The sequence below is a fragment of the Hymenobacter citatus genome, assembly GCF_014333615.1.
In the GTDB taxonomy this organism is placed as follows: Bacteria; Bacteroidota; Bacteroidia; order Cytophagales; family Hymenobacteraceae; genus Hymenobacter; species Hymenobacter citatus.
In genome coordinates, this window is sequence record NZ_JACSCY010000004.1 from 80113 (window position 1) to 101522 (window position 21410).

17 protein-coding genes are annotated in these 21410 nt (G+C 55.6%); 9 read left to right on the forward strand and 8 right to left on the reverse strand.

Annotation, left to right across the window (positions count from 1 at the left end; genetic code table 11):
• The first annotated feature begins 91 nt into the window (after window positions 1-91).
• A complete protein-coding gene (locus H8B15_RS06620; protein ID WP_187318891.1) occupies window positions 92-1075 on the forward strand; it encodes a radical SAM protein in 984 nt (327 codons plus the stop codon).
• Between the two features lie 178 nt (window positions 1076-1253).
• A complete protein-coding gene (locus H8B15_RS06625) occupies window positions 1254-1778 on the forward strand; it encodes a gamma carbonic anhydrase family protein (protein ID WP_187318892.1) in 525 nt (174 codons plus the stop codon).
• Window positions 1779-1883: 105 nt separating this feature from the next.
• Here the strand turns inward: H8B15_RS06625 and H8B15_RS06630 are convergent, their stop codons facing one another.
• Window positions 1884-3215 carry a hemolysin family protein gene (locus H8B15_RS06630; RefSeq protein WP_187318893.1) on the reverse strand — a complete coding sequence of 444 codons (1332 nt, stop codon included), beginning with the start codon at window positions 3213-3215 and terminating at the stop codon, window positions 1884-1886.
• 241 nt (window positions 3216-3456) lie between these two features.
• On the opposite strand from H8B15_RS06630, the gene H8B15_RS06635 reads away from it, so the two are divergent.
• The 4 genes from H8B15_RS06635 to H8B15_RS06650 all read left to right on the forward strand — a co-directional run bounded on the left by H8B15_RS06635 (window position 3457) and on the right by H8B15_RS06650 (window position 8722).
• Window positions 3457-5709, forward strand: a complete 2253-nt coding sequence (locus H8B15_RS06635; protein WP_187318894.1) for a protein-disulfide reductase DsbD family protein — start codon at window positions 3457-3459, stop codon at window positions 5707-5709.
• A gap of 119 nt (window positions 5710-5828) precedes the next feature.
• Window positions 5829-6938, forward strand: coding sequence for an isoaspartyl peptidase/L-asparaginase family protein (locus H8B15_RS06640; protein ID WP_187318895.1), 1110 nt, complete (start codon window positions 5829-5831; stop codon window positions 6936-6938).
• A 550-nt stretch (window positions 6939-7488) separates the two neighbouring features.
• On the forward strand, window positions 7489-7953 hold the full coding sequence (locus tag H8B15_RS06645) for an AsnC family transcriptional regulator (protein WP_185281168.1): 465 nt from the start codon (window positions 7489-7491) through the stop codon (window positions 7951-7953).
• A 439-nt stretch (window positions 7954-8392) separates the two neighbouring features.
• Entirely contained in the window at window positions 8393-8722 is a 330-nt protein-coding gene (locus H8B15_RS06650; protein ID WP_187318896.1) for a hypothetical protein, read from the forward strand.
• A 75-nt stretch (window positions 8723-8797) separates the two neighbouring features.
• Here the strand turns inward: H8B15_RS06650 and trxA are convergent, their stop codons facing one another.
• The 6 genes from trxA to dnaE all read right to left on the reverse strand — a co-directional run bounded on the left by trxA (window position 8798) and on the right by dnaE (window position 16467).
• On the reverse strand, window positions 8798-9130 hold the full coding sequence (gene trxA, locus H8B15_RS06655) for a thioredoxin (RefSeq protein ID WP_185281167.1): 333 nt from the start codon (window positions 9128-9130) through the stop codon (window positions 8798-8800).
• Window positions 9131-9307: 177 nt separating this feature from the next.
• Window positions 9308-9667, reverse strand: a complete 360-nt coding sequence (locus H8B15_RS06660) for a hypothetical protein (RefSeq protein ID WP_187318897.1) — start codon at window positions 9665-9667, stop codon at window positions 9308-9310.
• An 80-nt stretch (window positions 9668-9747) separates the two neighbouring features.
• Complete coding sequence (locus H8B15_RS06665) at window positions 9748-10662, reverse strand: TIGR01777 family oxidoreductase (RefSeq protein ID WP_187318898.1); 915 nt, start codon at window positions 10660-10662, stop codon at window positions 9748-9750.
• Window positions 10663-10739: 77 nt separating this feature from the next.
• Window positions 10740-11255 carry a GbsR/MarR family transcriptional regulator gene (locus H8B15_RS06670; protein WP_187318899.1) on the reverse strand — a complete coding sequence of 172 codons (516 nt, stop codon included), beginning with the start codon at window positions 11253-11255 and terminating at the stop codon, window positions 10740-10742.
• A gap of 147 nt (window positions 11256-11402) precedes the next feature.
• Window positions 11403-12683 carry a chloride channel protein gene (locus H8B15_RS06675; protein ID WP_187318900.1) on the reverse strand — a complete coding sequence of 427 codons (1281 nt, stop codon included), beginning with the start codon at window positions 12681-12683 and terminating at the stop codon, window positions 11403-11405.
• A gap of 97 nt (window positions 12684-12780) precedes the next feature.
• Complete coding sequence (dnaE, locus tag H8B15_RS06680; RefSeq protein WP_187318901.1) at window positions 12781-16467, reverse strand: DNA polymerase III subunit alpha; 3687 nt, start codon at window positions 16465-16467, stop codon at window positions 12781-12783.
• Between the two features lie 194 nt (window positions 16468-16661).
• On the opposite strand from dnaE, the gene H8B15_RS06685 reads away from it, so the two are divergent.
• From H8B15_RS06685 to H8B15_RS06695, 3 genes are all read left to right on the forward strand, one after another.
• A complete protein-coding gene (locus tag H8B15_RS06685; protein ID WP_216859093.1) occupies window positions 16662-17198 on the forward strand; it encodes a hypothetical protein in 537 nt (178 codons plus the stop codon).
• 116 nt (window positions 17199-17314) lie between these two features.
• Window positions 17315-17896: a hypothetical protein gene (locus H8B15_RS06690; RefSeq protein WP_187318902.1), complete on the forward strand. Its 582-nt coding sequence runs from the start codon at window positions 17315-17317 to the stop codon at window positions 17894-17896.
• Between the two features lie 149 nt (window positions 17897-18045).
• On the forward strand, window positions 18046-19107 hold the full coding sequence (locus H8B15_RS06695) for a fatty acid desaturase family protein (RefSeq protein WP_187318903.1): 1062 nt from the start codon (window positions 18046-18048) through the stop codon (window positions 19105-19107).
• Window positions 19108-19284: 177 nt separating this feature from the next.
• On the opposite strand, the gene H8B15_RS06700 is transcribed toward H8B15_RS06695, so the two are convergent.
• Window positions 19285-21372, reverse strand: a complete 2088-nt coding sequence (locus H8B15_RS06700; protein WP_187318904.1) for a LysM peptidoglycan-binding domain-containing protein — start codon at window positions 21370-21372, stop codon at window positions 19285-19287.
• Between the last annotated feature and the right edge of the window lie 38 nt (window positions 21373-21410).

A 21410-nucleotide genomic window follows, 5' to 3' on the forward strand; every position in this document is an offset into this window, starting at 1 on the left:
TATAGATGGTGTTAATGGTAGAGCCTTCCGCAACCAATAAGGTTGCAAGGCTTGCCATGTAGTATCAGGTAATATCTACCTTCGTATTCTTATGCGCCTTGTTCGTCATCCGGTTCTGTGCAATTATTACGTCACCTACCGGTGCAATGCGAAGTGCTCATTCTGTGATATTTGGGAGAAGCCATCGCCCTATATCAAGCTGGAAGATGTAGAGCAAAACCTGCGCGACTTGAAGCGGCTGGGCGTGTCGGTGGTGGATTTTACGGGTGGTGAGCCGCTGCTGCATCGCCAGATACACGAGTTTGTGGGGCTGGCGCACGACATGGGCTTCATCACCACGCTCACCACCAACTGTCTGCTCTACCCCAAATACGCCGAGCGGCTGCGCGGCAAAGTAGACATGCTGCACTTTTCTCTCGATGCCTCCGAGAAAGAAGTGCACGACCGGGGTAGGGGCGTGGCTTGCTACGATTTTGTGCTGGAAAGCATCCGGGTGGCACGGGAGTTGGGCGAGCGGCCGGATATTCTGTTCACCGTTTTCCGCGAAAACCTGAAGGACCTGGAAGCCGTGTACCGCGACATCGCGCAGCCCAACAAGCTGATGCTGATTCTGAACCCAGCTTTTGAATACAACGGCGTAGACACCGGCGAGCAGCTGACGATTGAAGAGCTAGATTACCTTTCCGCTTTTGGTCGTCGCAAAGGTGTGTATCTCAACGAGGCCTTCATTCAACTCCGCCGCGACGGCGGCAACCACGTGGCCGCGCCCGTGTGCCGTGCCGCCAGCACTACCCTGGTTATCTCGCCCAGCAACGAGCTGGTGCTACCCTGCTACCATCTGGGCCAGCAGAAGTTTCCGGTAGAGGGCCGGTTGTTTGACCTCTACAACTCCACCGAAGTGCAGCGCCTTGCCGCGTTGGAAGGCCGCCTACCCCAGTGCGAAGGCTGCACCATCAACTGCTACATGCAGCCCAGCTTCGCCGTCGAAACCAGTAAGTATTTCTGGCAGGCCCTACCCAGCACCGTGAAGTATAACGTAGCCAAAGGCACCTGGAAACGGATGCTGACGCGGTGAAGTGGTGAGTGGTGAGTGGCAAGGTCATCCTGAGCTTGCGAAGGACCTTATCACGCCAGAACGACAAGCGTACCAACGACTCGTTCAACTGGCAGAAGGTCCTTCACTGCGTTCAGGATGACAACCGTATTTTTACGTACCATCTCACTACTCACCACTCACCATCTCACCACTCCTTATGCTTCTCCTACCTGTTCGCGGAAAACAACCTGAAATTGGTCCTGACTGCTACGTGGCCGATAATGCTACTATTGTGGGCGATGTGGTGCTGGGCGCCCGCTGTACCGTGTGGTTCAACGCCATTATTCGCGGCGACGTGAACAGCATCCGCATCGGCGAGCAGACTAATATCCAAGATGGTGTGGTGATTCACTGCACTTACCAGCGGGCAGCTACGGTCATTGGTAGCCGCGTAAGCATTGGGCACCGCGCCATCGTGCACGGCTGTACTGTGGAAGACGACGTGCTAATTGGCATGGGCGCCATCGTGATGGACCACGCGGTGGTAGGCACGGGCTGCATTATTGCGGCTGGCGCGGTGGTGCTGGAAAACACGCAGTGCGAGCCGGGCTACCTCTACGCCGGCATTCCGGCCCGCAAAATCAAGCCCGTGACCGACGAGCAGCGCGCTACCATTCAGCGCACGGCTGATAACTATGTGCAGTACGCAAGTTGGTTCAAGGTAGAAAACCAGATAAAATAAAAAGGTCGTCCTGCTGAGCTTGTCGAAACATCTCTACCATAAATAATTACTATCAGTAGAGATGCTTCGACAAGCTCAGCAGGACGGCTTATTCGCCAACTTTTCCTACAAATCCAGCTCCTCGGCCGTCTCCTCCAGCTCCTGCGGACGCGTTACGCGAAGCTGTACCAGCTCTACGGCGCGGCGGGAGCGTTGCAGCACCCGGAATTCGTAGTTGTCGAGGATGGCCGTGTCGCCTACGTCGGGAATGTTGCCGTAGATCATGTTCAGCAGGCCGCCTACCGTCTCGTAGTCGTCACCTTCGGGGAGAGGGTAGGGGAGATACTCGTTGGCATCGGGGATGGGTGTGGCGGTATTCACGCGGTATTCGTTTTCCGATACCTTTTCCACCACCGGCACTTCGTTGTCGTACTCGTCCTGGATTTCGCCTACCAGCTCCTCAATGATGTCCTCAATCGTCACAATACCCGACACGCCACCAAACTCATCGCTCACGATGGCCATGTGCATGTGCTTGCGCTGAAACTGGCGCAGCAAGCGGTTGATTTTCTTGGTTTCCGGTACGAAATAGGCTGGCCGCATAATGCGCGACACTACAATCGGCTCGCTACGGCGCACAATCTGTAGCAAGTCTTTCACGTAGAGCACACCCACGATGTTGTCGATGCTATCCTCGTACACCGGAATGCGCGAGTAGCCTTCGCTGTACGCAATTTCCAGTACCTGATCCTGAGGCGCGTTGATGTCGATGGCTGCAATCTTGGTGCGGGGCACCATAATCTGCTTCACCATGCGGTCGTTGAACTCGAATACATTTTCGAGCAGCTCGTGCTCCGAGTCCTGCAACTCGCCGCTTTGCATGCTTTGGTCGAGCAGCAGGCGCAGTTCCTCGGTGGTGTGCACCTCGGAGCTGTGCGAAACTTGTCCGCCAAACAGGCCGGCCACGGCGTTGGAGAGCTTGTTGAGCACCCAAATCAGCGGAAATGTGATGATGTAAAAGCCACGCAGCGGCGCGGCAATGGCCATCGAAATAGTCTCGGGCTTCTGGATGGCCAGTACCTTGGGGGCCTGCTCGCCAATTACGATGTGCAACGACGTGATGACGATAAACGAGGCGGCTACCACCGAAAACGTGTGTACCGTCACGTCGCTCACGCCAATGCCCAAGCTATGCAAAATGCTCAGTACCACATCCGATACCACGCTCTCGCCAATCCAGCCCAGTGCCAACGATGCCAGCGTAATGCCTAGCTGCGTGGCCGAGAGGTAGGCATCTAGGTTTTGCAGCATGCTCAGCGTGAGGGTAGCCAGGCGGTTGCCGCCCTGGGCCTTCAGCTCAATCTGCGAGCTGCGCACTTTCACCAGCGCAAACTCAGCTGCCACAAAAAATCCATTCAGCAAAACAAGCAGAATGGTAAACAAGATCTTTAAGCCCATAGGTGCGGACGCTGCAGCTCACGCGGCTCAGCGCCCTTTGTATCGCAAAAATACGAGATTATTGGCAAGCGGTTGGGGCAGTCGGCTGTTAAGTAAGTAAGCTGCCGTTTCAAACCTCTGCTGGTGAAAGCGGTTAGCTCCGCAGGATAATGTGTCAGCGTGCAACTCTGACACACTAATTTTGTGTTAGTTCCTACCGTTCTTTGTGCTACGCAAGCTCTGCCGTGTCGAAAAAAAGTTTATGTCTATTCTCAAAAAGCTAGTACCGCTGCTGGTGCTGTTGTTATTGCCGCTGTGGCCCGTTGCCGCGCAAGTGCTCACGCCCACCAAGCTCACGGCCGCCGTCAGCAAAACCACCGCGAAGGTAGGCGACGAAATCGACCTGATTGTGAATGCGCGCATGGATGCCAACTGGCACCTATACGCCACCAACTTCGACCCCGATCTGGGGCCAACGGTTTTCACGCTCACCATTCCTAAGAATGCCGCGTACGCGCTGGTCGGCCCGCCGAAATCGGTAGGGGAGAAGAAGAAATTCGACGACGTGTTTAAGGGCGACGTCACGTATTTTGAAGGCACAGGCCAGATCAAGCAGCGCATCAAAATTCTCCAGCCTGGCACCCTCACCATCAAAGCGGAAGCCGACTACCAAACCTGCACCGATGTAGACGGACGTTGCGTGCCTGGCAACGATGCGCTTTCGTTTGGTCCGATTACGGTAACCGGCACGGCTGCTACCCCCAGCACGGGAGCCGTAACGCCACCCGCCACCTCCACATCGACCACTACCTCTCCCACGGCGACGCCCACGATGCCTACCGCCACGGCGGCCGTAACGCCCGAATCTACGACGGCAATGGCCGCAACCGATGCCACCCCGGCACCTACTGCCGATACGGCTACCCTGGCCTCTGCAGCAACTGCGGAGCTGGCTGCGAGTCCGGCGGCTGTTACGGCGGTTCCTACCCCGGCAGCTTCGGTAGCGGCCACGGCCCCGGCTGTCGATCCGGCGGCGGGCGGCTTGTGGGCTTTTGCCTTCGGTGCCTTCGTATTTGGGCTGGGTGCGTTGATTACGCCCTGTGTTTTTCCGCTGATTCCGATGACGGTTTCGTTTTTCACCAGCGGGGGCGACAGCCGGCAGCGGGGCATCACGAAGGCCGTGGTCTACGGCTTGTCCATCATCTTTATTTATGTAGTGATTGGCCTGCTGGTGACGGTGTTGCTGGGGGCCGATGGCCTCAACCTTATCAGCACGCACTGGTTGCCCAACCTGATTTTCTTCGCGGTTTTCGTCACGTTTGGCTTGTCGTTTTTGGGCTTGTTCGAGATTACCTTACCCCATGGCATGGTCAATAAGATTGACGCGCAGGCCGACAAAGGCGGCTGGGGCGGCGTGTTTTTCATGGCCCTCACGCTAGTAGTGGTGTCGTTTTCGTGCACGGGCCCCATTGTGGCAACTATTCTGAGCTTGGCTGCGCAGGGCCAGCGCGTGACACCGGTGGTTGGGATGCTAGGCTTTTCGCTGGCGTTTGCGCTGCCGTTCACGTTGTTTGCCATCTTTCCGGCCTGGTTGAAAAGCCTACCCCGCTCCGGCGGCTGGCTGAACACGGTGAAAGTGGTGCTGGGCTTTGTAGAGCTGATGCTGGCGCTGAAATTCCTGAGCATGGCCGACCTCGCCTACCATTGGAACCTGCTCTCCCGCGACCTATACCTCACCATCTGGATTACGCTTTCGGGCCTATTGGGCCTCTACCTGCTGGGCCGCTTCAAACTCTCCCACGACTCCGACCTGCCTCACCTGAGCGTTGGCCGGCTGCTGATGGCCGTGCTGGCGTTTGGTTTTATGGTGTACCTGGTGCCGGGCCTGTTTGGCGCACCGCTGCCGCTGCTGGCCGGCTACCTGCCGCCCCAAACCAGCCACGATTTCTCGCTGGCCTCGGCTGCTACCCCTATGGCGCCGGCTACCTCCGCTACCAACACGCTCTGCGAAGAGCCCCGCTACGCCGACTTCCTGGAGTTGCCCCACGGCCTACACGGCTACTTTGACCTGGCCCAAGCCCAGCGCTGTGCCCGCGCACTGGATAAGCCCATCTTTATCGACTTCACCGGCCACGCCTGCGTGAACTGCCGCAAGATGGAAGCCACCGTGTGGAGCGACCCGCAAGTACTCAAGCGCCTGCGCGACGACTACGTGGTAGTGGCCCTGTACGTAGACGACAAAGCCGCCCTACCTGCCAACGAGCAGTACACCTCCGCCCACGACGGCAAGGAAAAAACCACGCTCGGCAAGAAAAACGCCGACTTACAGCTTACCGGTTTCAACGTAAACGCCCAGCCCTACTACGTGCTGCTGGACCCCAACTCCCCCGCCGACTTAGCGCATACGCTGGCGCCGCCCATTGCCTACGAGCCCGATGTGGCCGCTTTCGTGCGCTTCCTGGATGCTGGCTTGGCGCAATACAAGCGGCAAAACCAGCCGGTGGCGACCCGTTAGAGGCAGCCTTTGCCGTGTCCTATTTGTCTATTGCTCAGTGAAAGAGGAAACAGCGTCAGCTTCTGTTTCCTCTTTTGCGTTATTTCGGTCCACTGCTACTCTGCTTGTTGCGCTGTCTTATGAAAAATTACCTGTTGGTTTTCCTGCTTCTGTGGTGTGCTGTTGCCGGTAGGGCGCAAACCGCTGCCCCCGACCCAAACCGCATCACGCTGGTAATTCATGGCGGTGCGGGCACTATCACACGGGCTAATATGTCGCCGGAGAAGGAACAGGCCTACCGCACCGTGCTGAACCAAGCACTGCAAACTGGCTACGCTGTGCTGAAGAAAGGCGGTACCTCGCTGGACGCCGTGCAGGCTACCATTCAGATAATGGAAGACTCTCCGCTGTTCAACGCGGGCAAGGGGGCGGTTTTCACGCACGAAGGCCGCAACGAAATGGATGCTGCCATCATGGACGGCAACACGCTGAAGGCTGGGGCCGTGGCGGGCGTTACGGTAGTACGCAGCCCCATTACGGCGGCTCGTGCCGTGATGGATCAGTCGGAGCACGTGATGCTGGCTGGCCAGGGCGCCGAGCAATTTGCCAAGGAAAAGGGCTTGGCTATTGTTGACCCTGGCTATTTCTACACCGAAGCCCGCCACCAACAGCTCGAAAAAGCCTTGGCCGCCGAGAAAAGCGCCGGCACACCCGATCAACTGAACACCCCGACAAAAACCGAAGTATCGCCGGTGAAGAAAGCCAAAACCAAGTTGAAGCCCGGTAAATCTCAGAGTGCTGCCCCCTACGAAGACCAGATCTTCACGGAGGGTAGGAAATACGGTACTGTGGGTGCCGTGGCCGTAGATCAATATGGTAACCTAGCCGCCGCCACCAGCACCGGCGGCATGACCAACAAGCGCTACGGCCGCATTGGCGATGCCCCCCTTATCGGGGCCGGTACCTACGCCGATAACAACGCCTGCGCTGTATCGTGCACGGGCTGGGGCGAGTTCTTCATCCGTGCCACCGTAGCCCGCGACGTAGCTGCCCGCATGGAGTATCAAAAGGTCCCCCTGGCTCAGGCCGCGCAAGCCACCATCGGGAAGGTAGGAAAAATGGGAGGCGATGGTGGTCTGATTGCCGTAGACCGCCAGGGAAATATTGCCATGCCGTTCAATTCAGAAGGCATGTATCGGGGCTACATCAAAGCCAACGGCGACGCGCAGATCCTGATTTATAAGGAGTAAGCATCTGCTGACAAACAGAATTTTGCAGGGTTATAAGATAGCCTTCCCTGATGAATGCAATAATTGTAATGAAACGACTGTTTTATTAAAGAAAATGCCTGAACTTTGCGTTGCTTTCTATCCTACCAGGGTAGAGAGTTTGCAAATGTTACAGCCCTGTGCTTAGAAAAGGGCAAAAAGAAAGGCTGCACCCACCCAGATGCAGCCTCCTAATAAAGAACGTACCCACCCAGATACGTCCTGGTACTCTTCCACTTCCCAAAATCCACCCAAAAAAGCTGTAGAAGAAGGATTCGAACCTCCACGGTGTAGTTAGCCGGCCGCCGGACCAGTTTATCCCGAATCACCACCCGCGAGAGAGGCGGGCATGTCTGCCAGTTTCATCATTCTACAGTGTCTGCTGTACTCATCCGCCGTTCGCGTTTGATTATGACAAATGTAGTAGTTGAATCGTTATTATAAAATTTTATCAGGCATTTGCTATAAAATTTACATTAAATTTAATAAAAGGCAATATATATTGCCAAACGCTTAAACCCACCGCTGAAAAATGGCCCGCAATTACGAACTTGATGACACCGACCGCAAAATATTAGCGCTATTGATAGCAGATGCTAAAATGCCCTACACCGAAATTGCCCGTAAGGTGCACGTATCTGGTGGCACAGTACACGTGCGCATGGCCCGGCTAGAGGAGCTAGGAATTGTGCAGGGAGCTACCCTACGCATTGATTATGAGAAGCTTGGGTATGGCGTAACGGCTTTTATCGGTATCTATTTACTCAAAAGCTCGATGTACAATGGGGTAGCAGAAGAGATGAAAAAGATTCCGGAAATCGTGAGTATGAACTACACAACTGGCAACTATGGCATCTTTGCCCGCCTCGTGTGTCGTGATACGCAGCACCTGCGCGAGGTACTGCACGACCAGATTCAGTTGATTGAGGGTATCGAACGTACGGAGACGTTGATTTCTCTGGAAGAGTCGCTGAACCGCCCTATTCAGCTGCTGTAGCAATTCACTGCCGAATGCAGAAGCCCTACGGGACAGCGGATTTTCGCCGTCCCGTAGGGCTTCTTGAGTATATACTGGCTATACCAATTGGCACTTTGTGTTCTTTCTAGCTAGCAGCAGGTTTCGCCCAACCTGCTGCTCTCAGTGTCTATGCTCTGATTTTATTCTACTATTTGCTCTACACACACTACTGTTCTCTATTGGTATGTTCTATTTCATCTATGAATTATGCCAATTCATCGGCGTGAAAAAAATATGTTTTTAGGTAAGTCATTGTTATATAAAGGATTGTAGAAAGCAAGAGAAAAGGCGTTCAGAGTTGCTGGCATAAGGCTTGTTTTAGCACAGATAGCAATGGTTGCAACGCTGCTGATACACGGAAAGAATTGATTGTGAAACCTTTCCAGAATGACTTTCACTCTTTAAACTGCCTTTTCTCATGAAAACTTCCCTGCTTTCCTTCGCTGTTGCCCTGGGCTTGTTTGCCACTACTACCTCGTTTGCCGCCTCTCCCAAAGCCAACCACCACGACGACCGTCGGACAGAGCTGGCCCGCCGGAAAGAAGTGGAAGCCCGCCGCCGTTACGAGCTCGCCCAGCGCAAGCAAGAACAAGAACGCCAACGGCAAATAGCGATGGAGCGTGCGCGTCTCGAAGCCCGCCGCAACCAGGAGCGCCGCCTAGCTGCCGAACGTGCCCGCCGCGAGGCCGCCCGCCGCTACAACGACCGGCATGATGACCGTCGCAGCTATAGCTACAACCGCCACTAGAGTTGATGACAGATAAGCAAAAAGCCCCGTTCCTGGGTAGGAGCGGGGCTTTTTGCTTTAACAAAATAGAATGCCTTAGGCAACAGTTACCTGTGCATCCAGCTTTTGGGCTAATACGTGCTTTGGTACAGCACCTACTTGCTTATCTACGATCTGGCCGTTCTTGAAAACGAGCAGGGTAGGAATGCTGCGGATACCAAATTTGGCCGAAGTCTGGGGGTTGGAGTCTACGTCGACTTTGCCTACCACTACTTTGCCTTCATATTCGCCGGCCAGCTCTTCTACTACGGGGCCTACCATGCGGCAAGGGCCGCACCACTCAGCCCAAAAGTCGACCAGTACCGGCTTATCGGAGTTGATGATTTCGTCGAAGTTAGAATCGGTAATCTCGATTGCTTTGTGTCCCATGACAGTAGGGGGGTTGATGGTACAAGGTAAAATGCTTCTTACGAGCCTTGGGCCTGCAAGGTAGCAGATTGTGTGTGTAACATGCGAGTAGATGGAAAGTTCAGTTTTGCTACTTCGTACAGGCAAGTTGCCTCATCACTTGCCTGTACCCGTAGCAATAAAAGAGAGTAAGCTGGCCTACGCAACCTCATTCAATTGCGTACGATGCCGCATTTTGTAGAAGACGTATAGATTGAAAAAGTGCATTGCGCCTAGAATCAGAATGATAGTGCCGAGCTTTAAGCTAAGCGCCTCCACAGTTTGCTGGTAGCTGGCAATAGGGTCGGTGGTGCGAAGTGTAACGGTAGCGTACCCAATATTGATTAAGTAGAATCCCATCAGGAGCAGCTTGTTGACAGAGTCGGCCAGTTCTTGGTTGCCATCAAATATGTCGACCAGGAACGTGCGGCCGTGCCGGAACAGGGTTTGGGCTACCCAAAGCGTAAGCGCAATGGTGGCGGGCAAATAAAAAGCGTACAACAGCAGATAGTAGTTCATACAGCAAAGAAGAACATGAGGCGAATGTGTCGCCTCGGGTTGGAAAAAGAAGAGTTGTCTGTGTGAGGCGCGCGCGCAACTCAAGAAAGTAAATCAGCCAAGGCCGCTTCGCAGGTAGGGAAGCGAAAAGTGAAGCCAGCGGCCAGTAAGCGTTGGGGATACACTTTGCGACTTTTCAGGATGAGCTCGGTTTCGGTGCGTAGGAAGAAAGCGCCGAGTGCAAGTAGCCACGCGGGCTGAGGAAGACGCACTACCGGCCGAAAATGCTGGTAGAGCAACTGGTTGAAAGGGCGGTTGCGCACTGGATGCGGCGCGCATAGATTATAAACGCCAGTGGCTTCGGGTGCGCGCAGGAAAAATTCGACGGCCCGGCAAAAGTCCTCGCTATGCAGCCAGCTAATCCATTGCTGGCCAATACCCTGCGGCGAGCAAAGTCCCCACCGCGCTAGCCGTGCCAGCACCGGTAGCGCACCTCCTTGGCGGCTCAGTACAATAGCAGTGCGCAGCGCCACACGCCTTGTGGCTGGGGTAGGGGCTGCCCAAAATGCTTCTTCCCACGCCTTGGCTACCTCCTCCGAAAAATTACTGCCTACCTGACCCGCCATTTCCGTGTTTGCAGGTTGCTCGCCGGAAGTGTGCTGGTAAATGGTAGCAGTGGAAGAATTGAGCCAGACGGCCGGTGGGCGCTGGCACTGGGCTACTGCTTCGCCTAGTATGCGGGTGCTCTCCAGGCGACTTGCCAAGATGATGCGTTTGTTGGCATCTGTATACCGGCAATCAACTGACCGGCCCGCCAGGTTGATTAGCGCGGCCGCTCCTTCCAGCTCTTGCACCCACGCGCCAAGCGTTTGGCCGTCCCAGGAGACAATGTTCGGGTCGTGGCTCGGGGTGCGGCTCAGAACAACTACTTGGTAGTGTAAAGCCGTGAAATAGTCCCGTAGGCACTGGCCAAGAAAACCGTTTCCACCAGCAATGACAATTTTGGGAGCTTGCATACTAAGCGAATGAATAAGTTATTTTTATGGAATTTTCAATAAATATTGAAATATACAAGACAAAAAAAGGCCGCGTGTTACGGCCGCATGAGCTTCATGAAGTTGCTGAGAAACCAATTCTCATCGGCTTTGATGAGGGTAGAAGCCGCCCGGTCGGCAAAGCCCGCAAACTTCTCAATACTATCCACCATCGTGGTAAAAGCATTGAGCTCTTCTTGGGAAGAATCGGCGGAAGAATCCACGTGGCTGATTTCGCCCAGCACTCGCATCAGTGGCTCCAGCTCCCGCTTGCGCCGCTCTTTCAGAATCAGCGTAGCTACTTTATGAATGTCTTTTTCGGCTGAGAAAAACTCTCGCCGCTCACCAGGCCGCAGTTCCTTGCGCACGATGCCCCAATCCATAAGTGCCCGCACATTCAGATTCACGTTGCCCCGCGAAATCTGCAGCTGCTCCATGATATCATCCGCCGATAGTGCCTCGGGAGCTATAAGTAATAAGGCGTGTACCTGCGCCATCGTACGACTCACGCCCCAGGCTGAGCCTAGTGTGCCCCACCCTTCAATAAACCGGCTTTTTGCTTCATTGAGTTGCATGGTCCAAATGTGTATGTTTATTTTGAATTTTCAATAAAAATTGAAAATAATATTTTTTGAGTAGGGTAGGATGCTAAGAAGCAATTTTTACAAAAAGCTATTTCGACTTTTTAAACAGCCTGCGCACAAGTAAGAGGTCTTATCGTGCTATTCCTCGTGCTCTTCTATGCCCAATTGCGCGTTAATAAGCGGCGTTTTCGGGGCCAGGAAAAAGCCGGTGAGGCTGGCAAACATGATCGGAACGATGCTATGAAAGCCGGTGAGAGTAGCCAGTAGAATAGTGGTGCTGATGGGCGTGCGCGTGACACAGGCGTTAATTGCCGCCATACAGCTAATCAGAATCAGGGGTAGGTTTTGATCGGGATACCATGAGTTGATCAGCAGCCCTACCACCGCGCCTACGAAGAACAACGGAATAATAAAGCCCCCACGCCAACCCGACGTAACCGTGAAAGCAATAGCCAATACTTTAGCTACGAGTAGAGCCGCTAAGAATTGCAGCGAAAACGAAGTGTGGAGCAGTTCCGTCAGCTGATCGTGGCCGAAGTAACGCGATAAAGGAACGAAGTAGGCAATGATACCAATCAGCAACCCACCCACGGCCAGTTGCCAATAGATGGGTAGGCGCACCTTGCGGAAGCCTCTGCGGCACTGCCGGACCGTGAAGATAAACAGCCAACCAGCCGCCGTACCCGCCAGCGCGTAGAGGATGGCAAAGAAAAAGTCGTTGATGCTGGAAGGCGTGTAGAGCGGAAACACCCAGGTAGGACCCAGGCCGGTGTGCGTAATCAGCACGAAGATGACGTAGCTGGAGCAGCTGGCTACAAAGGCCGGAATCAGGGCTTGGTAGTACTCTACCACGTGCCGGTGGTGCAGGATTTCGAGCGCAAACAAGCTGCCGCCTAATGGGGCGCCAAATAGCGCCGTGAAGGCCGCGGCCATGCCTGCAATGGTGAGGGAGCGGAGGTCTTCGCCCCGCAAGCGAAATTTCTGGGCCAGCCACGTACCAGTAGATCCCACTACCTGCACCAGTGGTGCCTCGGGGCCCGCGCTGCCGCCGCTGGCAATACACAGCAGCGACGATAGAATCATGGAAGGGTTGTTGTGCGGGTCCAACTGGCCACCCTTGAAGCGGATGTTATTGACAATCAGATCCATTTCGCCAGGGTCGCCCAGCTTGTGAATGATGAGGCCTGCGAGCAGTCCCGCGCCCATCATCAATGGAATAACCAGTACGCCCTGCACACCGGAAAGCCATTCCAGTAAGTGTTCAAGCACAATCCAGTAGCCGCCCGCCAGAATGCCACCCGCTACCCCAATCAGTACCCACAGGAAAAAAAGCCGGCTGAAAACGAAGGGGTTGAAACGCAACGAGTCATTGACGTGCTTTTGAAGTACCAGCGCACGGCGTCGGGTAGTAAATCTCATAACGGCAAAAAGTGGACAGGATACAAAGCAACAGCCCAACCCACCTGAGGTTACCAGATGCGCTGGGCTGTTGCTGAAAAGCACGGAGGGTAGGAAATTAGATCAACTGACAAACCTCCAGCTCCATTTCCCGCATTTTAGTGATAAACGCCTTCGGTTCAATTTGAAAGCGGCGCGAAAACATGTCTACCGCCAAGTGCTCGTGCGGCTCGGCAAACTGAATTTCCAGACGCTTGCGGCCGGGGGCGGCTTCAATAGCGGCTTCCAGCTTGTCAATCATGGGGCCCGACACGGTGCGCAGGTCCAGGCGCACGCGCACGCCTTTGCTGAGCTTTTCGGCCACTTCACTGAGGGGCTCCATGTTCATGATTTTCAATTCCCACTGGTCCTCAGTGCCGTAGCGCAATGCTACTTTGGCCCGGATGTACATGGGCGGTACCTGCTCGTTGGGATAGTTGCGCGGGTTAATCACGTGCGTAAAGCGCGTGTACTCGTCCCGGAACAACGCCAGTTGCAGCGACGAATCGTAGTCTTCCAGCGTGAAGGCCGCAAACGGCTGGCCGTTGCGGGTGGTGCGGTAGGCCACGTTCGTAATTAGCCCGGCCACGTTGATTTCCTTATTCTTATGGTTCTCTATTTTGTCGAGGGAAGTGGTGCAGTACGAGTCGATTTCCATCTTGTAGTTATCGAGCGGGTGGCCCGATAGGTAGAAACCTACCACATCTTTCTCGCGGCGCAGCTGCTCGGTGGCGGGCCACTTCTCCATGTCGGCCACCTTGGGTAGGGGCATGGCTACCGCGCCAAAGGCGCCCCCGCCGAACAAGCTCTGTTGGGCTGAGTCTTGGTCAGCTTGGTGCTGCTGGCCCAGCTTTACGGCCTTGTCGATGAGGTTCTGGTCGCCCGAGGGGGCCTCCACGAACTGACGGCGGTGGTAGCGCTCAAACGAATCGAACGCACCCGATAAGGCCAGACTTTCAAACGTCTTCTTGTTCACGGCGCGCAGGTTCACGCGCTTCGCGAAGTCGAAGATATCAGTGTATTTGCCCTTGCGCTTACGCTCCTGCACGATTTCCTCCACGGCGGCTTCGCCCGCGCCCTTCACGGCAGCCATCCCGAAACGAATCTGGCCCTTCTCGTTCACGTTGAACTTCATGATGGATTCGTTCACGTCGGGACCAAGCACGGCCACGCCCTGCTTGCGGGCTTCCTCAATGAAGAACGTCACCTTCTTGATGTCGCCCATGTTGTTGGTGAGCACGGCGGCCATGTACTCGGCGGGGTAGTGCGCCTTGAGGTAGCCGGTCTGGTAGGCCACCACCGAGTAGGCGGCGGAGTGGGAGCGGTTGAAACCATAAGCCGCAAACTTCTCCATCACGTCGAACACCTCGTTGGCTTTTTTCGCCACAATGCCGTGCAGCTTTTTAGCGCCTTCGCAGAACTTCTCGCGTTCCAGGGCCATCTTCTTCATGTCCTTCTTACCCATGGCACGGCGCAGCAAGTCGGCGCCGCCGAGGGAGTAGCCGGCCAGAATCTGGGCCGTCTGCATGATCTGCTCCTGGTACACCATGATGCCCTGGGAGTAGTTCAGAATGGGTTCCAACAGCTCGTGCGGGTACTCCACGGGCTCTTTGCCGTGCTTGCGGTTGATGAAGTTCGGGATGAATTGCATCGGGCCGGGTCGGTACAAGGCGTTCATCGCAATCAGGTCCTCGATGTTGGTCGGACGCAAGTCCTTGAGGTACATGCGCATGCCTTCCGATTCAAACTGGAACGTACCGATGGTGTCGCCGCGCTGGTACAGCTCGTAGGTCTTCAGGTCGTCAATCGGGATGTTGTCGATGTCGATTTTAATGCCGTGGTTCTGCTCAATCAGGCGCATGGCATCCTCGATGATGGTCAGGGTTTTTAAGCCCAGAAAGTCCATCTTCAGCATGCCGGCCGATTCAATCACCTTGCCGTCGAACTGCGTCACGAGCAGGTCCGAGTCCTTGGACGTGGACACCGGAATGTACTTCGTGATGTCGTCGGGGGCGATGATGACGCCTGCGGCGTGAATGCCGGTGTTGCGCACCGAGCCTTCCAAGCGCTCGGCTAGACGCAGAATCTGGCCTTTCAGGTTGTCCGGCGCTTCGTCGCGGCGAATCATGTCCAGCTCCTGCACCTCGGCAAAAGCCTTGGCCAGCGTAGTGCCTACCTGCTCGGGCACCATCTTGGTCAGGTCGTTGGTCTGGGGTAGAGGCAGCTCCATGGCCCGCGCCACGTCCTTGATGGACGATTTGGCGGCCATGGTACCGAAGGTGATAATCTGGGCCACCTGCGTTTTACCGTACTTGTTTACCACGTAGTCGATGACCTTCTGACGGTTCACGTCGTCGAAGTCGATGTCAATATCGGGCATCGACACACGCTCCGGATTCAGAAAACGCTCGAACAGCAGGGAGTACTTAATCGGGTCGATGTTGGTGATGCCGATACAGTAGGCCACCGCCGAGCCCGCCGCCGAGCCCCGGCCCGGCCCCACGGCCACACCAATGCTACGCCCGTGGTTGATAAAGTCCTGCGTAATCAGAAAGTAGCCCGCAAAGCCCATCGTTTCGATGATGCGCAGCTCGTAGTCCAGGCGCTCCTCAATCTCGGGGGTACGCTCCGAGTAGCGGGGCCGGTCGCCCTCAAACGCGCCCTTGTAGGTAAGGTGACGTAGGAAGGCGTCGGCTGTAGGGTGCTCGGCGGGTAGGGGGAAGTTGGGTAGGAGAATATCGCGCTGCAACTTGGGCGGCGTGATTTTATCCACGATTTCGTTGGTGTTGTCCACGCTCTGCGGCACGTCGGCAAACAGCGTGTTCATCTCCTCCTGGCTCTTGAAGTAGAACTGGTCGTTGGGGAAGCCGAAGCGCGCCCGCGGCCGCGGCATCTGCCGTTCCTCGTCAATACGCATGAGCTGGCGGCGCACGGAGTCGTCACTCGCCGCCATGGGGCGAATGCTGTCGAGGTGGTCGTAAATTACCTTATTGTCGCCGCTGATCAGGCGGAAGTAGTTCGTCTCGAAGTCGCCAACCGGGATGCTGTGTTCTTCGCCGGTGTTCACGCACAGCAGCAGGTCGTGGGGCGCAAAGTCGTTCTGCTCCACGTAGTGCGAGTCGTTGGTGCAGATGACCTTCACGTTGTATTTGTGCGCGAGCCGCAGCAGCACCTGGTTCACATCTTCCTGGCTTTTACCGGTGTTGTCGATGTTCATCAGGCCGTGGCGCTGGATTTCGATGTAGTAGTCCTCACCAAACACATCGAGCCACCACTTCAACATCTCTTCCGCTTCCGCCTCCGATTTCCATAGGATTGCCTGCGGCAGCTCCGCGCCAATGCAGCAGGAGGTAGCAATCAGGCCCTCATGGTATTGCAGCAATAGCTCCTTGTCGATGCGCGGAAACTTGGAGTATACGCCCTCGATGTAGCTCATAGAGCACAGCTTGGCCAGGTTGTGGTAGCCGGCTTGGTCCTTAGCCAGCAGGAGTTGGTGGCGGCGAATATCCCGCTCACCCTTCTCGCGGCTGAACGCTTTTTTGTGGCGGTCTTCTACCAAATAAAACTCGCAGCCCACAATAGGCTTCACGTTGTATTTATTCGCCTCGGCCACAAAGTTGAACGCCCCGAACATGTTGCCGTGGTCGGTGAGGGCTACGGCAGGCATGCCATCGGCCTGGGCCTTTTTCATCAGGGCCGAGATGCTGGCTTGGCCGTCGAGGAGGGAATATTGGGTGTGGCAGTGTAGGTGCGAGAATACGGGCATGGGCAACGAGCCCCGCGCCGTTAGGGCACGAAGCGGATAGTAAAGTTACCCACGAATCAGCGGACAGGAAAGGTTGCGCAGTAAAGGATTTTAGCTATCGAACGCACCCTTTAAATTTGTATTTACAATTTACAAATTGTAAATTATGACCAATTGAACTGAAGGATATGGCTGTAATGCGTCAACATAATGGAATGCGTCCGCAAGACATTGTTATTATTTTCAAGCTGATCAGTAAGCGGTACCTGTCTGATGACGGGCCAGATGTTGATAGATCAACTTTTTTTACAGCCAAATCCATTAGTGATGAATTGAAAATCAGCCAAGCTGAAGTAGGGCACTCTATGCGGCGTAGTCAATTTGCTGGGTTGATAAGCAGTGACAAGCACACGGTAGCAGTCAGGGCACTCTACGAGTTTTTGGTTTTCGGTATCAAATATGTTTTTCCTGTGAAACCAGGCCATCTGACCAAAGGTATTCCTACGGCACATTCTGCTTTGCCTTTGCGTGCTACGATTCAAGCCATAGAGCAATATGTGTGGCCGCATGAAGCAGGGGAGGTACGCGGTCAGGCCATAGAGCCGCTGTTCCATACAGTGCCCGACGTAGCTCCTTCAGACGAGCGTTTTTATCAACTGCTGGCCCTAACGGATGCATTGCGGGTAGGCCGCAGCCGGGAAATACTGCTGGCGCGGGAGGCTTTAAAAAAATTACTTTTTATAGAAAACTAATGGAACACGCACACATCGTAGCATTGCGGGCAGTGGCCTTGGCTCTTGGAGATCTGCTGCCAAGGGTAGTATTTGTGTGAGGAGCCACAGTGGGATTGTACGCCACAGCTACGGCTGTGCCAGAGTCACGCCCTACAGATGATGTAGATTGCGTTATTGATTTAGCCAGCTATCCGGAGTTTACGGAAGTGGAAGAGCGACTACGCCAGCGGGGCTTTCAACACGATCAGAGCAGTGGTATCCAAATTCGTTGTCTTTGGAAGGGCGCTGCCGAAACCTATACTGTCGACATCATGCCCGCCGATGGAGGCGTCGTGCTCGGTAGCACTGTAAACCAATGGTATAAAAGTGGAATAGCTACCAGTCAGCACCATGCTCTTCCTTTGGGCGGCCCTGAAATTATGCTGTTGGATGCGCCTCATTTCATCGCTACTAAGCTGGAGGCTATGAAAGGCCGGGCTACCGATTTGCGGTGGAGTCAGGACTGGGAGGACATTATCTATGTAGTGGAAACCAGGGGTGAATTACTAGACGAAATACAGCAAGCACCTGAAAACCTAAGACAATTTATCGCGAGCTATTTCGCTGTTTTAATAGCTCATGCTGAAATGAATGAGTGGCTTGAAGCCATACGCGACCCGGCAAGTAGCCTGTCTGTGCTGTGGAAAAGATGTCAGGCATTGGCAGCCTTGCAGTAAGCCCAAGGAACCCACTGAGTTTAAAAGCGTTTACCTTAGCACACCGTGTCTTGTTTTTCGGGTCCCGTCGGATTCTCCTCGATATGCAACGCATTCTTCTCTCCGTCTCCTAACGGTTGCTTCTTTCTGCAGGCAGCAACCCTACCCTTATGAAAACCCTTGCTGCCCTTACCGACCCGGTGTATACCGAGCCTGTTACGCCTACCCGTCTGGATAAGCTCCTGCTGCGTTTCTGCCAGGACAAGCGCGATTTACCCTTTCTCTACCTGATTCTGGAAATCTCGGCTACGCTGCTTCCCATGGCCGTGGCCTTGTTTCTGCCGCTGCCGGGTTGGGCGTGGTGGTCGGTGCTGGTAGTCTATCTGGGGTTGACTACTTTTTATTTTAAGGGCCCCTTTGGTCTGATGCTGCACTGCACCAGCCACCGCATTCTGTTTAAAAAGAAATATGGCTGGATGAACCATTACATTCCGTGGGTGATTGGGCCACTGTTTGGGCAAACGCCCGAGACGTACTACACCCACCACATGGGCATGCACCACCCCGAAAACAACCTGCCCGACGACGAAAGCTCCACCATGTTCTACCAGCGCGACTCGTGGCGGAGCTTCGGCCGCTACCTCGCCGACTTCTTACTCCTGGGTTTCCCCAAGCTGTTTGGCTATCTGTCGCGCACGGGCAAGCAGAAGTTTAAGTGGCGGGCTTTCAAGGGCGAGCTGTCCTACATTCTGGCTTGCGTAGTGCTGTCTTTTGTAAACCTGCCCGCTGCTTTTGTCGTGCTGATTTTGCCGGTGATTGTGGCGCGCGTGGTGATGATGCTGGGCAACTGGAGCCAACACGCCTTCATTGACAGCAACGACCCCGGCAATAGCTATACGAACAGCGTCACGTGCATCAATACCAAGTACAACCACAAGTGCTGGAACGATGGCTACCATATCAGCCACCACCTCAAGCCCGCCCTGCATTGGACCGAGCACCCCAACCACTTCCGCAAAAACGTAGTTGAATATGCCCGCCAGAAGTCAATAGTGTTCGACGGTATTCACTTCCTGCACATCTTCGCCTACCTCATGACGCGCCGCTACGACCTGCTGGCCCGCAACTTCGTGAACCTGGACGGCCGCTTCAAGTCAGATGCAGAAATTATTGATTTACTGAAGGCAAGAACACAACGCATTGCCCGCGTGCCGGAGCCAGTGCTGGCATAACTACTGAGTAAGAATTGCTAATTAGACAGCAGCAAAAAGGCCGCTGTCATCCTGAGCGGAGCGAAGGACCTTCTCACGTAGAAACGAGTCGTTGTTACGAATGTCGTTCAGATGTGAGAAGGTCCATTGCTCCGCTCAGGATGACAGCGGCCTTTTTGCTACCAACTACCTACCAACTCATTTCGCTGGCGTAACGGTCAGCACCTCGCCGGGGCGCACGTTGAAGTCAGGCTTGTTGTTCCACTCCATAATCTGCTTGATGGTGACGCCGTACTTGCGTGAAATGCCATACATCGACTCGCCGGCCTGCACCGTGTGCTGCACGGTGGTAGGAGCAGCAGGCTGGGCTTTGGTGGGGGTAGCGGGGGCAATAGGCGTAGTCTGCGGCTTAGGGGCAGGTGTTGTTGCGGCCGGTTGAGCGCTTGTCGCTTCTTCCGGGGGCGTCACGCGGAGCTGCTGACCGATTTTTAGGGCCGGGTTCAGGGGTAGGCCGTTCCAGGCTTCCAGGTCGCGAGGGCTGATGTGATAGAGACGAGCAATACCGTAGAGCGTTTCTTTGGTGCGCACCGTATGCAGGCCGTTTGGCGGAACGGCGGCGGGTGTGGCCGGAGCCTCCATCATGGGGTAGGGGGCGGCAGCCGCAGCAGCGGGAGCCTCCTCAGTAGCGGTTGCCGTAGCAGAGGTAGGGGAGGTGCTGGCCGCCGAAGCCGGAGTGGCTAGGCGGGCGGGAGCCGGCCGGTATACGCTGCGCGGTGCTGACGGTGCAGGGCTAGCTACGGGCATGGCCACCGTATCGGCTACGCCGGTGGTGGCAACTTCGTTGTTCAGCATGGCAACCGTATCGGCCGGAGCAGAAGCAACTGCGGGCGCTGCTGTTGGGGCCGGAGCGGCAGGCTGGGTAGAAGGTGGGAACGTTTTGGTGGAAGGTACCGGGGCCGGGCCGGGCGCGGCCTGGGTTGCGCGCGTTGGGCGGGCAAAAGCCGCCAGTGCCGCTTCGTTCTGCACCGTTTTATACTCCACCGGCACGTCGCGGGGGCGGGTGTGCTGGAGCCACAGCACGCGACCGGGACGCAGCTCCTCGTTGCGGGCCATGCGGTTTTTGCTCAGGATAGAGCGCACCCGTATGCCGTATTGCTGCGAGATGGTGGTAATGCTCTCATTGGGCTGCGCTACGTGGTACTCCACAGCCGCTTTATCGCGCTTTTTCTGCACGAAGTAGGGCTGACCAGCCACCACATTATCAAACGCATAGAGGTCGTTGAAGCGCATGAAGCGACGTAGCTTCATGTCCGCGCGCTGGGCCAGGGTCTCCTTGGTTTCGCCGGGTAAAGCCACCACCGCCCGCAAGCCGTTGATGAGCACAAAGCCGGGGTGGCGCGGGTCGGGGGTAGGCTGTGTTAGCGCAGGTACCGTGGAGGCAACTGGCTGCTGAGCGGCCAAAGTAGCCAGCTGGGTAGGATCGGTGATGGGCACCAGCACCGTGTAGGCCTTATCCGACGGCACAGCTTCAGCCAACAACCAACGGTTGTGTTTGGCTAGCTCCTCGGGCGTGGTCTGAAAGCTGGCGGCCATAGCAGCCAGCGGCTGCCCCGCAACGGCCGGAAACTCCTGCAACGCCAGCGCGGGGTTGCCGTTCAGCCCTACGGCCTGCTCAAAGGCTATCTTATGTGCCAGAAACGTGATAATGTACGGGTGCGAGCGTTCCGTCACTTCCATCTCCGTGGCCGCGGCGTCGGTGGGTAGGGTGTAGGGCTTGGTGCCCCCAATGCCCAGGTTATAGCTCAAGAGCACATCCAGCCAGTTATGGAAAGTGTTGTGGCTGCGCTTGAAGTACTTGGCTGCCGCGTGCGAGGCCGCTACGATGTGCTTGCGCTCGTCTACCTGGTCGTTCATCAGCAGGTTGAAATCCGTGGCGGCTTCGCGCTTGAACTGCCAGTAGCCCACGGCATCATGAATGCTCTGTGCATCGCCCTGCAAGCCGCTTTCCTGCAACGCCAGGTAACGAAAATCCAGTGGTACGGCTTCCTCCTGAAACACCCGGTCAATGATGGGGAAATACGCATCGGCTAGTAGCACGCGGGCCTGAAACGAGGCCGGGTGGCTGCGCAACGCATCTACTTTCTGCTGCACGGCGCGCTGGCCGCCATTGCTGAGGCGCAGGGTTAGGTTGGCAAAGGGGAGGGTAGCGGGCACCGAAGGGCTACCCGACTGCGCTGCTACCAGCAAGGGAAACAGGCACAGCACTAAAGCAAAAAGTCGTTTCATGGGCTACAACAGGGGCGCGCCGGACTGGTGGCGGGCCA

Coding starts and splice junctions, on each gene's coding strand:
- H8B15_RS06620 (WP_187318891.1), top strand. CDS start 92: ATGCGCCTTGTTCGTCATCCGGTTCTGTGCAATTATTACGTCACCTAC.
- H8B15_RS06625 (WP_187318892.1), top strand. CDS start 1,254: ATGCTTCTCCTACCTGTTCGCGGAAAACAACCTGAAATTGGTCCTGAC.
- H8B15_RS06630 (WP_187318893.1), bottom strand. CDS start 3,215: ATGGGCTTAAAGATCTTGTTTACCATTCTGCTTGTTTTGCTGAATGGA.
- H8B15_RS06635 (WP_187318894.1), top strand. CDS start 3,457: ATGTCTATTCTCAAAAAGCTAGTACCGCTGCTGGTGCTGTTGTTATTG.
- H8B15_RS06640 (WP_187318895.1), top strand. CDS start 5,829: ATGAAAAATTACCTGTTGGTTTTCCTGCTTCTGTGGTGTGCTGTTGCC.
- H8B15_RS06645 (WP_185281168.1), top strand. CDS start 7,489: ATGGCCCGCAATTACGAACTTGATGACACCGACCGCAAAATATTAGCG.
- H8B15_RS06650 (WP_187318896.1), top strand. CDS start 8,393: ATGAAAACTTCCCTGCTTTCCTTCGCTGTTGCCCTGGGCTTGTTTGCC.
- trxA (WP_185281167.1), bottom strand. CDS start 9,130: ATGGGACACAAAGCAATCGAGATTACCGATTCTAACTTCGACGAAATC.
- H8B15_RS06660 (WP_187318897.1), bottom strand. CDS start 9,667: ATGAACTACTATCTGCTGTTGTACGCTTTTTATTTGCCCGCCACCATT.
- H8B15_RS06665 (WP_187318898.1), bottom strand. CDS start 10,662: ATGCAAGCTCCCAAAATTGTCATTGCTGGTGGAAACGGTTTTCTTGGC.
- H8B15_RS06670 (WP_187318899.1), bottom strand. CDS start 11,255: ATGCAACTCAATGAAGCAAAAAGCCGGTTTATTGAAGGGTGGGGCACA.
- H8B15_RS06675 (WP_187318900.1), bottom strand. CDS start 12,683: ATGAGATTTACTACCCGACGCCGTGCGCTGGTACTTCAAAAGCACGTC.
- dnaE (WP_187318901.1), bottom strand. CDS start 16,467: ATGCCCGTATTCTCGCACCTACACTGCCACACCCAATATTCCCTCCTC.
- H8B15_RS06685 (WP_216859093.1), top strand. CDS start 16,662: ATGCGTCCGCAAGACATTGTTATTATTTTCAAGCTGATCAGTAAGCGG.
- H8B15_RS06695 (WP_187318903.1), top strand. CDS start 18,046: ATGAAAACCCTTGCTGCCCTTACCGACCCGGTGTATACCGAGCCTGTT.
- H8B15_RS06700 (WP_187318904.1), bottom strand. CDS start 21,372: ATGAAACGACTTTTTGCTTTAGTGCTGTGCCTGTTTCCCTTGCTGGTA.